Here is a 12823-nt window from a genome sequence, read left to right on the forward strand (position 1 = left end):
CTGAGCCACAATTTATTTTATGATCCAGAGATGATTTAAAATCATCCTGGATCATTTTTTTTGGAAGATCAGCCCCTCAACCCCCGAAGGGGAGCAAAATAAATAATCTGATGATTTGTTTGATATGTTTTTGTTATTTGGTTTGTTTCCATCGCAGTAGATCCATTTTCCCCTTCCGTCTTTTGTCTCTTTTCTATTCTCTTTTTTGTCTTGTTTCTACATTCTTCCCCGATAGCTTTGTAGTTGACTCTTTCTTTTGGATCGTTCCTCAGCTAATTTTTAACCGCAAGGGCGCAAAGGAAAACGCAAATGCCGCAGAGGGTGAAATAGTGAAGGAGTGTTTTTTGTTTCCTGTTTTCCCCAAGTCCCTTTTTCTCCACGTCCCCAAGTCTTTTTTTTTGATTTGGATTACGGATTCTTTTTTTTTAACCGCAAGGGCGCAAAGGAAAACGCAAAGGCCGCAGAGGGTGAAATAGTGAAGGAGTGTCTTTTGTTTCCTGTTTTCCCCAAGTCCCTTTTTCTCCACGTCCCCAAGTCTTTTTTTTTGATTTGGATTACGGATTCTTTTTTTTTAACCGCAAGGGCGCAAAGGAAAACGCAAAGGCCGCAGAGGGTGAAATAGTGAAGGAGTGTCTTTTGTTTCCTGTTTTCCCCAAGTCCCTTTTTCTCCACGTCCCCAAGTCTTTTTTTAATTTGGATTACGGGTTCTTTTTTAACGAGTTTGTTAATATTCAATAAAATGCTTAAAATACCGGCATTTACTTTTTTGATTTATAATACTCAGTTAGAACGGTTTTTCTGCCAATGGTACTGGTGATAATATCTTTATCAATATCCCATCCACGTGCAGGAGAATATTGCCTTGCATAGTAAATAATTTGAAGATGTAAGAGATTCCATAATTCCTTTGGAAAAAGCCTTTTTGCATCTGCTTCAGTTTGAACTACGTTTTTTCCATTGCTCAAATTCCATCGGTACATCAATCTGTGAATATGTGTATCTACAGGAAATGCCGGAATATTAAATGCCTGTGACATTACTACGCTGGCTGTTTTATGGCCTACAGCGGGAAGGGATTCCAGAGCGTCAAAATCGGCGGGCACTTCCCCATTGTACTTATCTATTAAAATATGAGATAAACCAAAAATCCCTTTGGATTTCATAGGAGAAAGCCCAACCGGTTTTATGATGGCCCTTATTTCTTCTACAGATAATTTTATCATTTGATATGGATTATCGGCGATATCGAATAAAATTGGGGTGATTTGATTTACTTTTTTATCGGTGCTTTGGGCTGAAAGCAATACTGCAATCAATAATGTATAAGGATCTTTATGATCTAAAGGGATTGGAACCTCCGGAAAAAGCGCATTTAACGTATCTATAACAAATTGTACCTTTTCCTGTTTGTTCATTATTCATACTTTTATGCAAAAGTACTTAATTATGACAAAATTAAAAGCAGGAGATAAAGCTCCTGAATTTTCAGCAAAAGATCAGGATGGAAATACAGTAAAATTATCAGATTTTAAAGGAAAAAAACTGGTGGTGTTCTTTTATCCAAAAGCCAGTACGCCGGGTTGTACTGCGGAAGCTTGCAACCTCCGGGATAACTGGGAGCAATTTCAGGAAAAAAATTATGCAATTTTAGGTGTAAGTGCCGACAGCCAGAAAAAACAGCAAAATTTTAAAAATAAATACGAGTTGCCTTTTCCGCTTTTAGCCGATGAGGATAAAGAGGTTATTACCGCTTTTGGCGTTTGGGGTCCTAAAAAATTTATGGGAAAGGAATATGACGGAATCAATAGAACTACCTTCATTATTGATGAAGAGGGGAAGATTGAAGAAGTTATAGAGAAGGTTAAAACCAAAGACCACACAGCTCAAATTCTGTAATTACATGATTTGTTTTTGATTTAAAATCAAGTCTTAATTCTTGCAGTTACGCCAAAGGCGTAACGGTCCTTATTCTTTACCGGACATTACTTATCTAAAAATTCAACACGTTGGATGGTAGCTGTTACTTCACAGTTTTCAATTTGTAATTCAAGCTTGTTGGATTCTATTTCCCCTGAAACAAAATAGATATTACAGGGTTCTTTATCAGTTTGGCTTTTTCCGAAGTTTACATTTCCATCTTCCAGGATGGTATTAACAACAGTTGTGTCGATATTATTTGATTCAAAAAAGCGGTAGGCTTCTTCTAAATACACCCTGTCTTTTATCCGAATATTTTTTAAGGTTCTTGCAGTGGGTGAATAATCGCAGGAGGCTCTTTTTCCGCCCAAAAAGAAAATAAGAATTATAATCCCTGCTATAAGGCCAATGGAGAAAAAGGCGAATCTTTTTAATAAATTCATGTAATGCTTAAAATTTTGAAAAAAACCATCCCAGAACTATATCGGTAAGGCTTGAATATTTATTTAAAATTTAAAAGATCAGTAGATTGATATCCCGGTAAGAAAGATCAAACCAATCTGCTATGGATTTGTTGGTTAAAATCCCGTGGTAAAAGTACAACCCATTTCGTAAACCTTTATCAAATCTTAGTGTATTTTCCAATCCGCCTTCCTCTGCAATGTGCAAAAGGTAAGGAGTGAAAATATTGCTGATGGATATTGAGGAGGTTTTTGCATACCTGGAAGGAATGTTAGGTACACAATAATGTATTACTCCGTGCTTCGTAAAAATAGGTTTGTCATGCGTTGTAATTTCACTGGTTTCTATACAACCTCCCATATCTATACTCACATCTATAATAACAGCACCTTTTTTCATGGTTTGCACCATATCGTCTGTAACAAGAACAGGGGAGCGGTTTGTGCCGCGTACCGCTCCTATTAATACATCACAACGTTTTAAGGACTTGCCCAGGTTTTTTGGCTGAATGGTGGAGGTATATAAAGTATGTCCAATATTTGTTTGAATATTCCGAAGTTTGGTTAGGCTGCTGTCAAATACTTTTACATTGGCACCCAGCCCAACAGCCGATCTTGCTGCAAATTCCCCAACAGTTCCGGCACCTAAGATCACAACTTCTACAGGGGGAACGCCACTTATGTTTCCAAACATCAGCCCGTTTCCCTCGGCATTATTGCTCATGATCTCCGATGCGATCAAAACCGAAGCAGTTCCGGCTATCTCGCTTAAAGCACGAACAGCAGGATAGGTCCCGTCCGGATCCTGGATAAATTCGAAAGCCAGGGCGGTGATTCTTTTTGTGGCGAGTTTCTGAAAATATTCCTTACACTGGGTTTTTAATTGTAAAGCCGAAATAAGGATTGTTTGAGGATTGATCATTTCCAGCTCCTCGATAGAGGGTGGCTCAATTTTTAGGATGGTAGGGCAGGAAAACACCTTTTTGGTGTCTTTGGTGATTTCTGCACCTGCATCAGAATAGTCTTTATCGGTAAACCGGGCATATTTCCCTGCATCGCTTTCTATCATTACCCTGTGTCCGTGGGCAGTTATGGCCGCAACGGCATCCGGGGTTAGGCACACCCGTTTCTCCTGGTAGGAGGTTTCCTTTGGAATACCTATAAACAGGTCTCCCTTGTTCTTAAATATCTCTAGAGTTTCTTCCTGGGGAAGCAATTGCTCCCTGGTAAAAGGGTAGGTTTGTTTGGTCATGCCGGAAAGTTGTTAAAGACTTAAATTACAACATTTTTCAGCAAATATATATGGAATATTTTGAATTAGAGTTTCCGGTAGTAATCTTCGGTGGGTTCATTGGCCAAAGCAGGATTTTGCTGACGGAACAATTCCAGTTCTTTTTCTTCATTTGTAGACATACTTTTGGTAAAAACCGAAACATCCGTTTCATTTAGTTCGCTAAGATCGATGTCATAAATACGATCAAATATTTTTATTCTTACAAAATAAATAATGAACATTATTAAAATAAAAAATGGAGCCAAATATAACAAACCATCAGTATCCATTATAATTACATTTAAATAGGCATCCTGATAAAATGCGGAGAAAAGTTGAAATCCGTACATAATAGTAGGAATTAAAATCGCATGATACCACCAGTGTTTACAAGTGAAAAACCAAATTAGCAATAAAAATAAAGGAGTTATTTTCCCTAAGTAAGTCCAGGCTGCAGTCAAAACATTTTCATAATATTTACTTTCGTAGGTAAAAAAAGAATTTTCCCAAACGGGTCCGTCTGGGAAAATTTCATATAAATAAAATATATAAGGTGAAAATGCTATTAAAAAGGCTATTATACTACCCGTGAGCAGGAACCTTGATGGTCCGTCTATCAACTGCTTGTTCTTTGACTTGGTCATTATCACTGTTGTTTTCTGTTGTTGAAGTTACAAAAAAAGATGCTCCAAAGATTGCAGCTGCGAAAAGTATTGCTTTAATTTTCATAATGTAAAGGTTTTATATTAGTAGTTCGTTTTGAATTCTGAAACAAACCTATATTAATATAAAACACTTACACTAACGACATTAATCGTATCTTTGCACCCTTTTTAAAGCAAATAGTAGCTTGTATTTTAAACAATTTTACTTGTCAAAAATAAGCTAAAAATCAACATCTTCCGTTGAGCAACTAAAATAATAATTTCCTTACTTTCACATACACAAAATTTGTAATATTTTTCTTACATTTTATCGTTCGCCGAAATTCAGAGCTAATCAGGATTAATTAACAAAACTTTAACTTTCGTTGCACTTCATTTTCTACCAGAATTTCCACTTTTTGGGTAGGGTAATCCAGAAATTTTTCAATTTTCTGCGGCCATTCAATAAATTTCCAGGATTCGGTATTGAGATAATCTTCAATTCCCATATCCAGTACTTCGTTTTCATCCTCAATTCGATAAAAATCGAAATGAAGGATCTTGCCTTGATCAAAATGATATTCGTTAACCAATGAGAAAGTGGGGCTGGAGGCAGCGTCTTCGGCACCCAGGGCTTTAACAAGCGCTTTGATGAGGGTGGTTTTTCCGGCCCCCATCTCCCCGTAAAAAAGCAGTGTTTTGCTTTTTACTTCGGAAAGTAATTGCACAGCAACACTATCAATTTCTGACAGCTCGTAGGTCAAGGTCATTAATTATTCGATTTTTGGCTTTGTAAAGATATGTAATTATTTATTACCTAGGGGATAAGCATACAAACGGAATGATCATTTCCTCCATAGAAACCCCTCCATGCTGGTAGGTATTCCTGAAATAATTCACATAGTAATTATAATTGTTTGGATAGGCAAAAAACATATCTCCTTTGGCAAAAATATAGGAGCTGCTCATATTAATAGTGGGTAAGTGAATTGATTTTGGATCTTTTGCTGCCAGAACATCTTTATTTTCATAGGTAAGACTCCTTCCGGTTTTGTAGCGTAAATTTAAACTGGTATTTTTGTCTCCTATTACCTTAGAAGGTGTTTTTACGTTAATTGTGCCATGGTCTGTGGTAAGAATTAATTTGAAACCAAGTTGCTGCGCCTGCTGAATAATTTCCAGCAACGGGGAATTCCTGAACCAACTTTGGGTAAGGGATCTGTAGGATTTATCATTGGAAGCCAATTCCTTGATTACTTCCATTTCGGTTTTGGAATGCGACAGCATATCCACAAAATTATAAACTACTACCGTAAGATCATTATTTTTTTGAGATCGGAAATTTTCCACCAATCGTTTTCCGGCTTTTAAACTGGTGATCTTGTGATATTCATATTTTATATCCAGTCCCAATCGTTTTAATTGCGATTCCAGAAATTCTGCTTCGTGAAGATTTTTCCCTCCCTCTTCAGTATCATTAAGCCAGTACTGCGGGAATAACTTTTCCATTTCACTTGGCATTAAACCTGAAAATATCGCATTTCTGGCGTATTGGGTCGCTGTTGGAAGAATGCTGAAAAAGGCAAATTCTTCAGTCTTTTTATAATAGTTATTGATGGTTGGTTCAAAAGATTTCCATTGATCATACCTCATATTATCAACTACCACAAGCAAGGTTGGTTGCTCTTTGCTCAATTCCGGAACTATTTTGGTTTTAAATAGGGTATGGGACATAATAGGTGCATCTGCACCTTTTTCAAACCATTCAGGATAATTCTTGTCTATAAATTTACAAAACTGATTATTGGCTTCGAGTTTTTGAGATTCCAGAATCTCAAACATTCCGCTATCTTCGATGGTTTCCAGTTGAAGCTCCCAATATATCAATCGTTGATAGAGTTCTGCCCAACCTTCATAGGAATTAATCGCCGACATATCCATTGCGATTTTTCGGAATTCCTGCTGATAATTGGAAGTGGTTTTTTCAGTGATCAATCGGGAATGGTCCAGGTTTTTTTTCAGACTCAGCAGAATCTGATTCGGATTCACCGGCTTTATCAAATAATCGGCGATCTTGGAACCTATTGCGTCTTCCATAAGATATTCCTCTTCACTTTTGGTGATCATCACAATGGGAATATCTGCATGCTTCTCCTTTATTTCAAACAAGGTTTCCAGGCCGGTAAGACCCGGCATATTTTCGTCCAGAAAAACAATGTCGAAATTTTCTTTTTCAATTTTTTCAATGGCTTCCATCCCGCTTCTGCAGGTGGTTACTTTATAGTTTTTGGATTCCAGAAAAATGATATGTGGTTTAAGCATATCAATTTCATCATCTGCCCAAAGTATCTTGATTTCATTCATTTATAATATTTTTGGAAGCCTTTGGAAATGGTATAAATTTTATTTTCAAAAGACTTTGATTTTACATTTGTCCTCAATGGACTTCAGTTATGTATATTTGTTTTAAAATAAAAGGATTTAAGCTTGGCGAATAGAACTAAACTCAAAATATTTAATGATCCAATTTACGGTTTTATTACCATTCCCAGCGAACGTATCTTTAAGATTATTGCACATCCTTTTTTTCAAAGACTGCGCCGTATTTCCCAAATGGGATTATCCTATTTGGTTTATCCGGGAGCCCATCATACAAGATTTCACCATGCACTGGGTGGGTTGCACCTAATGCAAAAAGCCATCGAAATACTTCGTTTTAAAGGAGTTCCAATTTCCGAAGAGGAGGAAGAGGCGCTTCATATAGCAATTTTACTGCATGATATAGGACACGGACCTTTTTCTCATGCAATGGAACACAGTATCGTTGAGGGGGTTTCCCATGAGCGTATTTCATTGCTTTTTATGGAGGAATTGAATGCCGAATTTAACCAAAGTTTAACGCTTGCAATTGAAATATTTAAAGGAAGCTATCATCGTAAATTTATGAATCAGTTGGTGTCGAGTCAGCTTGACATGGACAGGCTGGATTATCTTAAACGCGATAGTTTTTATACCGGTGTTCCCGAAGGGAATATTAACAGCGAGCGTATAATAACAATGCTTCACGTGGCAGATAATCATTTGGTGATAGAGGAAAAAGGGATTTATTCTGTAGAGAAATTCCTGGTTGCCAGAAGATTGATGTATTGGCAGGTTTATTTACACAAAACCGGAGTAGCGGCCGAACAGTTACTGATACGTGTTTTGAAAAGAGCCAAAGAATTGATGTCCGCGGGCGTAGATTTACCTTGCAGTCCCGCACTAACTTATTTTTTAAAAAACAAAATAGTGCTGGAAGACTTTAATTCAGCTACCTTAAAAATATTTTCTAAGCTGGATGATTATGATATTATTTCAGCGATGAAATTATGGGTGGACCAGGAAGATTTTGTTTTACGAAATCTTTGTGAAATGATATTAAACAGGGATCTTTTAAAAGTAAAACTGAAAAAGAAGCCCATTGATAAAAAAAGGATACAAAAACATATTCAGGCGGTTCAAAAAAAATATAAGCTGTCTGCTGAAGAAGCTGAATATTTCGTTTTTAGCGGAGACATCACAAATGTTGCCTATTCCAGCGGAACAGATAAAATTCAGATCCTGCACAAAAACGGAAAAACCAGTGATGTAGCAATAGCTTCAGATCAATTAAATTTAAAAGCCCTGTCTGTGCCGGTTATAAAATATTTTATCTGTTACCCAAAGACAAAACATTAATTCATTTTTTTTTACTTTTGCCAGAATGAAATTTAAAGCTAAACAAATAGCCGAAATAATAGAAGGTACGGTTGACGGGAATCCGGAAGCCGAAGTTTTTGAATTGGCAAAAATTGAAGATGCCACGGAAGGGTCATTGACTTTTTTAAGCAATCCTAAATATAACTCATACATATATTCAACAAGTGCTTCAATAACGATCGTTAAAGAGGACTTTCATTTTGAAGAAAAAATAAGCACAACTTTAATTCGGGTAAAAGATCCATACAAGGCTTTTTCCACCTTACTTGAATATTACAACCAGGTGAAGTTAAATAAGAGTGGTATTGAAGAACCTAATTTTATTTCAGATTCTGCAGAGTATGGTGAAAATTTTTACCTGGGTGCTTTTACCTATCTTGGCAAGAATGTAAAGGTAGGGAATGATGTTAAGATTTATCCGAATTGTTATATCGGTGATAATGTTGTTATTGGCGACAACACCTTGATTTTTGCCGGGGTAAAGATCTATTCTGAAACGGTGATAGGAAATGAATGTGTGTTGCATGGAGGAGTTGTTATTGGAGCTGATGGATTTGGATTTAATCCTGATGATAGTGGAGAATACAGTAAAGTGCCGCAAATAGGAAATGTTATTATAGAAGATAAAGTAGATATTGGAGCTGGAACCACCATAGATCGCGCTACTTTAGGATCTACAATTATAAGAAAAGGAGTTAAGCTGGATAATCAAATCCAGATCGCGCATAATGTTGAAATTGGCGAAAATACTGCAATAGCAGCACAAACAGGGATCGCCGGATCAACCAAAATAGGTAAGAACTGCCTTATTGGCGGCCAGGTAGGTATTGCGGGACATCTCACTATTGGGGACCGCGTTAAAGTACAGGCGCAATCTGGTATAGGTAAAAATATTCAGGATGATGAAATAGTGCAGGGTTCTCCCTCTTTTGGATATGGAGATTTCAATAAATCCTATGTGCATTTTAAAAATCTGCCAAAAATAATAGACAGATTAAATCAATTAGAAAAAAAATACAAGAATGGCTGAAAACCTTTCCAAACAGCAAACCATTAAAAAAGAAGTTTCCTTAACAGGCGTAGGACTTCACACAGGCAAAGAGGTTACTCTCACCTTTAAACCGGCTCCCGCAAATACCGGGTATATTTTTAAAAGAATCGATCTTGAAAACCAACCGGAAATTGAAGCAGATGTTAATTATGTAGTCAATACCCAAAGGGGAACCAATCTGGAAAAAAACGGAGTGAGTATTCAAACTTCAGAACATGTTTTGGCGGCCTGTGTGGGTCTTGAGATCGACAATGTTATTTTGGAGCTCAATGCTTCTGAACCTCCCATTATGGATGGTTCATCAAAGTTTTTTGTACAGGCTTTAGAGGAAGCTGGAATTGAAGTTCAGCAGGAAGATAGAAATGAATTTGAAATCACTGAAATTATTTCATATAAAGATGAAAAAACAGGAAGTGAGATTATTATAATGCCCTGTGAAAACTACCAGGTTACTGCCATGGTAGATTTTGGAACAAAAGTACTGGGAACTCAAAATGCGTCCATTCAGAACATATCCGAATTTAAGAGTGAAATTTCAAATGCACGAACTTTTAGTTTTCTTCATGAAATTGAAACTTTACTGGAGCATGGACTAATAAAAGGAGGAGATTTAAACAATGCCATCGTTTATGTAGATAAGGAGTTAAATCCTGAGACTATGGAAAAATTAAGGGCTGCCTTTAAAAAAGATAACATTTCGGTGAAACCCAATGGAATTCTTGATAATCTTACTTTGCACTATCCAAATGAAGCTGCAAGACATAAATTACTGGATGTAATAGGAGATCTTGCGCTTGTAGGAACAAGGTTAAAGGGGAAAGTGATTGCTAATAAGCCTGGGCACCAGGTTAATACGGAATTTGCAAAAAAACTGGCAAAGCATATCAAGGCTGAAAGACGCAATAATATGCCTAGGATCGATTACAGCAAGCCACCTTTAATGGATGTTAACGACATCATGGATATATTGCCACACCGGGCTCCATTTTTGTTGGTGGATAAAATCTATTCTCTAACCGAGAGTTGTGTTGTTGGAATGAAAAATGTGACTATGAATGAGCCTTTCTTTGTAGGACATTTTCCAGGAAAACCGGTTATGCCCGGAGTTTTAATGGTAGAGGCTATGGCTCAAACCGGAGGGATTCTGGCACTTAAATCGGTCCCGGATCCTGAAAACTATCTCACATTTTTTATGAAAATAGATAATGTGAAATTCAAACAACAGGTAGTTCCCGGAGATACTTTAATATTTAAACTGGAATTGCTTGCTCCCATTAGACGTGGAATTTGTCAGATGCAGGGATATGCTTATGTAAATGGAAAACTGGTTACAGAGGCTATTTTAATGGCCCAAATTGTTAAATCTAAAAATGTTTAAATGAATCAACCTTTAGCATATGTCCATCCCGGAGCTAAAATTGCGAAAAATGTAGTTATTGAGCCTTTTTCCACGATACATAACGATGTGATCATTGGAGAAGGCACATGGATTGGTTCTAATGTGACCATAATGGAAGGTGCCAGAATTGGAAAAAATTGCAATATTTTTCCCGGAGCAGTTATATCGGCTATTCCCCAGGATAAGAAATTTAACGATGAAGAAACCACCACGGTAATTGGTGATAATACAACCATTCGGGAATGTGTGACCATTAACCGTGGAACCAAAGACAGGATGAAAACCATTATTGGGAAAAACTGCTGGATCATGGCATACTGTCATATAGCGCACGACTGTATTGTTGGAGATAATTGCATATTTTCAAATAATAGTACCCTTGCGGGACACGTAAATATTGGAGATTATGTGATATTAGCAGGAATGACAGCAATCCAACAGTTTTGCAGTATTGGGAATCACGCTTTTGTAACCGGAGGTTCTCTGGTTAGAAAGGATGTTCCGCCATTTGTAAAAGCAGGTAGGGAACCCTTAAGTTATGTGGGAATAAACTCTATAGGATTAAGAAGAAGAGGTTTTACTACCGAAAAAATAAGGGAAATACAGGATATTTTTAGAATTTTATATCAAAAAAATTACAACAACTCCCAGGCAGTTGCTATTATTGAAGCTGAAATGCAGGCAACAGCAGAACGTGATGAAATACTGGAATTCATAAAGAATTCGCAGCGTGGAATTATGAAGGGATATATAGGTTCCAATTAAAATTAAAACAATGGCAAGTACAAGTGATATCAGAAATGGATTGTGTATCAGATACAATCACGACATTTACAAAATAATTGAATTTTTGCACGTAAAACCGGGAAAAGGTCCTGCTTTTGTTAGAACCAAAATGAAAAGTGTAACTACAGGTAAAGTCTTGGATAACACTTTTTCCGCAGGGCACAAAATTGAAGATGTACGTGTGGAAACACATAAATTTCAGTTTTTATATAATGATGGGGAATTCTATCATTTTATGAATGTGGATGATTATACCCAAATCAGACTTTTGGAAAACGTACTGGATATGCCACAGCTCTTAAAAGAAGGAGAAGTGGTGACCATTTTAATCAATACAGAAGATAACATGCCGTTATCGGTAGAGTTGCCAGCAAGCGTAATCCTTGAAGTAACCCATACAGAGCCTGGAGTAAAAGGCAATACTGCTACCAATGCGTCAAAACCTGCAACCCTTGAAACGGGAGCAGAAGTAAATGTGCCTCTTTTTATAAATGAAGGTGATAAAATTCGCATTGAAACTGAAAAAGGAACATACAAAGAAAGAATTAAAGAGTAAAAACATTGCAGGAATAGGAAATCATGTCCAGTCCTGCTTTTAATTTTTAGCTTTTATATAGAAAAGAATGAAATTTCCACAAAAACATACGCTTCAGCAAATAGCAACGATTATTTCCTCGGAATATGTTGGCGATCCTGAATTTCCTATAGAAGGAATGAATGAAATCCATGTGGTAACTCATGGCGATATTGTTTTTGTAGATCATCCCAAATATTACGATAAGGCACTAAAATCGGCTGCTTCTGTTATATTGATCAATAAAGAAGTGCCATGTCCGGAAGGAAAAGCCTTGTTAATATCAAATGATCCCTTTAGTGATTTTAATAAGTTAACCGATTATTTTCGTCCTTTTCAACCGGTTTCGGGTCCTATTTCTGAAACTTCAAAAATTGGAAAAAATACAATTGTTCAGCCTAATTCTTTTATAGGAAATAACGTGCACATTGGAGATAACTGCCTAATCCATTCCAACGTGAGTATTTACGACAATACCATTATTGGAAATAATGTGATTATTCACGCCGGGACCGTTTTAGGAGCCGATGCATTTTATTATAAGACCAGGCCTGAGGGATTCGATAAATTGAAATCGGGAGGACGGGTTGTGATAGATCACGATGTTGAAATAGGGGCATTATGCACAATAGACAAAGGCGTTTCCGGCGATACTTTTATAGGGGCGGGAACTAAGCTCGATAATCAGGTGCAAATTGGTCATGACACCATTGTTGGAAAAAAATGCCTGATAGCTTCACAAACCGGAATCGCAGGCTGTGTAATTATTGAGGACGAAGTTACCATTTGGGGCCAGGTGGGAATAAGAAGTGATATTCGTATCAGAAAAGGAACTATTATCCTGGCCCAGACGGGAGTTTCTAAGGATACAACTGAAAACACCCGTTATTGGGGAACTCCGCACGGAGAAGCCAGGACTAAATTAAAGGAATATGCCGCCGTGAAGAAACTTCCCGGTATAATCGATAAAATGAAATAGC

The 12823-nt window shown here is 37.0% G+C and carries 14 protein-coding genes; 7 read left to right on the top strand and 7 right to left on the bottom strand.

Going from position 1 to position 12823, the window contains the following annotated elements; all coding sequences use genetic code 11:
* Positions 1-408 precede the first annotated feature (408 nt).
* Both ACKGJN_RS10405 and ACKGJN_RS10410 read right to left on the bottom strand, forming a co-directional pair.
* Entirely contained in the window at positions 409-735 is a 327-nt protein-coding gene (locus tag ACKGJN_RS10405) for a hypothetical protein (protein WP_409539430.1), read from the bottom strand.
* 23 nt (positions 736-758) lie between these two features.
* Entirely contained in the window at positions 759-1415 is a 657-nt protein-coding gene (locus tag ACKGJN_RS10410; RefSeq protein WP_409539431.1) for an endonuclease III domain-containing protein, read from the bottom strand.
* A 31-nt stretch (positions 1416-1446) separates the two neighbouring features.
* Between ACKGJN_RS10410 and bcp the strand changes: the two genes are divergently transcribed.
* Positions 1447-1896, top strand: a complete 450-nt coding sequence (bcp, locus tag ACKGJN_RS10415; protein ID WP_409539432.1) for a thioredoxin-dependent thiol peroxidase — start codon at positions 1447-1449, stop codon at positions 1894-1896.
* An 86-nt stretch (positions 1897-1982) separates the two neighbouring features.
* Here the strand turns inward: bcp and ACKGJN_RS10420 are convergent, their stop codons facing one another.
* The 5 genes from ACKGJN_RS10420 to porX all read right to left on the bottom strand — a co-directional run bounded on the left by ACKGJN_RS10420 (position 1983) and on the right by porX (position 6659).
* Positions 1983-2360, bottom strand: a complete 378-nt coding sequence (locus ACKGJN_RS10420) for a hypothetical protein (RefSeq protein ID WP_409539433.1) — start codon at positions 2358-2360, stop codon at positions 1983-1985.
* Between the two features lie 70 nt (positions 2361-2430).
* Complete coding sequence (locus tag ACKGJN_RS10425) at positions 2431-3630, bottom strand: alanine dehydrogenase (protein WP_409539434.1); 1200 nt, start codon at positions 3628-3630, stop codon at positions 2431-2433.
* Positions 3631-3695: 65 nt separating this feature from the next.
* Positions 3696-4295 (bottom strand): hypothetical protein, encoded by a 600-nt coding sequence (locus tag ACKGJN_RS10430; RefSeq protein ID WP_409539435.1) that lies wholly within the window; start codon positions 4293-4295, stop codon positions 3696-3698.
* Between the two features lie 365 nt (positions 4296-4660).
* Positions 4661-5065, bottom strand: a complete 405-nt coding sequence (tsaE, locus tag ACKGJN_RS10435; RefSeq protein ID WP_409539436.1) for a tRNA (adenosine(37)-N6)-threonylcarbamoyltransferase complex ATPase subunit type 1 TsaE — start codon at positions 5063-5065, stop codon at positions 4661-4663.
* 43 nt (positions 5066-5108) lie between these two features.
* The gene (gene porX / locus ACKGJN_RS10440; RefSeq protein ID WP_409539437.1) at positions 5109-6659 is read right to left on the bottom strand and encodes a T9SS response regulator signal transducer PorX; all 1551 of its coding nucleotides are present in this window, start codon (positions 6657-6659) and stop codon (positions 5109-5111) included.
* 123 nt (positions 6660-6782) lie between these two features.
* Here porX and ACKGJN_RS10445 point away from each other — a divergent pair, with 123 nt between their 5' ends.
* From ACKGJN_RS10445 to ACKGJN_RS10470, 6 genes are all read left to right on the top strand, one after another.
* A complete protein-coding gene (locus tag ACKGJN_RS10445) occupies positions 6783-8012 on the top strand; it encodes an HD domain-containing protein (RefSeq protein WP_409539438.1) in 1230 nt (409 codons plus the stop codon).
* A 25-nt stretch (positions 8013-8037) separates the two neighbouring features.
* The gene (lpxD, locus tag ACKGJN_RS10450) at positions 8038-9063 is read left to right on the top strand and encodes a UDP-3-O-(3-hydroxymyristoyl)glucosamine N-acyltransferase (protein ID WP_409539439.1); all 1026 of its coding nucleotides are present in this window, start codon (positions 8038-8040) and stop codon (positions 9061-9063) included.
* Positions 9056-10462, top strand: a complete 1407-nt coding sequence (locus tag ACKGJN_RS10455; RefSeq protein WP_409539440.1) for a bifunctional UDP-3-O-[3-hydroxymyristoyl] N-acetylglucosamine deacetylase/3-hydroxyacyl-ACP dehydratase — start codon at positions 9056-9058, stop codon at positions 10460-10462. The genes lpxD and ACKGJN_RS10455 overlap by 8 nt, the downstream gene beginning before the upstream one ends.
* Positions 10463-11248: an acyl-ACP--UDP-N-acetylglucosamine O-acyltransferase gene (lpxA, locus tag ACKGJN_RS10460; protein ID WP_409539441.1), complete on the top strand. Its 786-nt coding sequence runs from the start codon at positions 10463-10465 to the stop codon at positions 11246-11248. It abuts the gene before it with no gap.
* Positions 11249-11258: 10 nt separating this feature from the next.
* The gene (gene efp / locus ACKGJN_RS10465) at positions 11259-11825 is read left to right on the top strand and encodes an elongation factor P (protein WP_409539442.1); all 567 of its coding nucleotides are present in this window, start codon (positions 11259-11261) and stop codon (positions 11823-11825) included.
* Positions 11826-11892: 67 nt separating this feature from the next.
* Positions 11893-12822: a UDP-3-O-(3-hydroxymyristoyl)glucosamine N-acyltransferase gene (locus tag ACKGJN_RS10470; protein WP_409539443.1), complete on the top strand. Its 930-nt coding sequence runs from the start codon at positions 11893-11895 to the stop codon at positions 12820-12822.
* The last annotated feature ends 1 nt before the right edge of the window (position 12823 follow it).

Origin of the sequence: Gillisia xinjiangensis (genome assembly GCF_046298265.1) — a bacterium.
Lineage (GTDB): Bacteria > Bacteroidota > Bacteroidia > Flavobacteriales > Flavobacteriaceae > Gillisia > Gillisia xinjiangensis.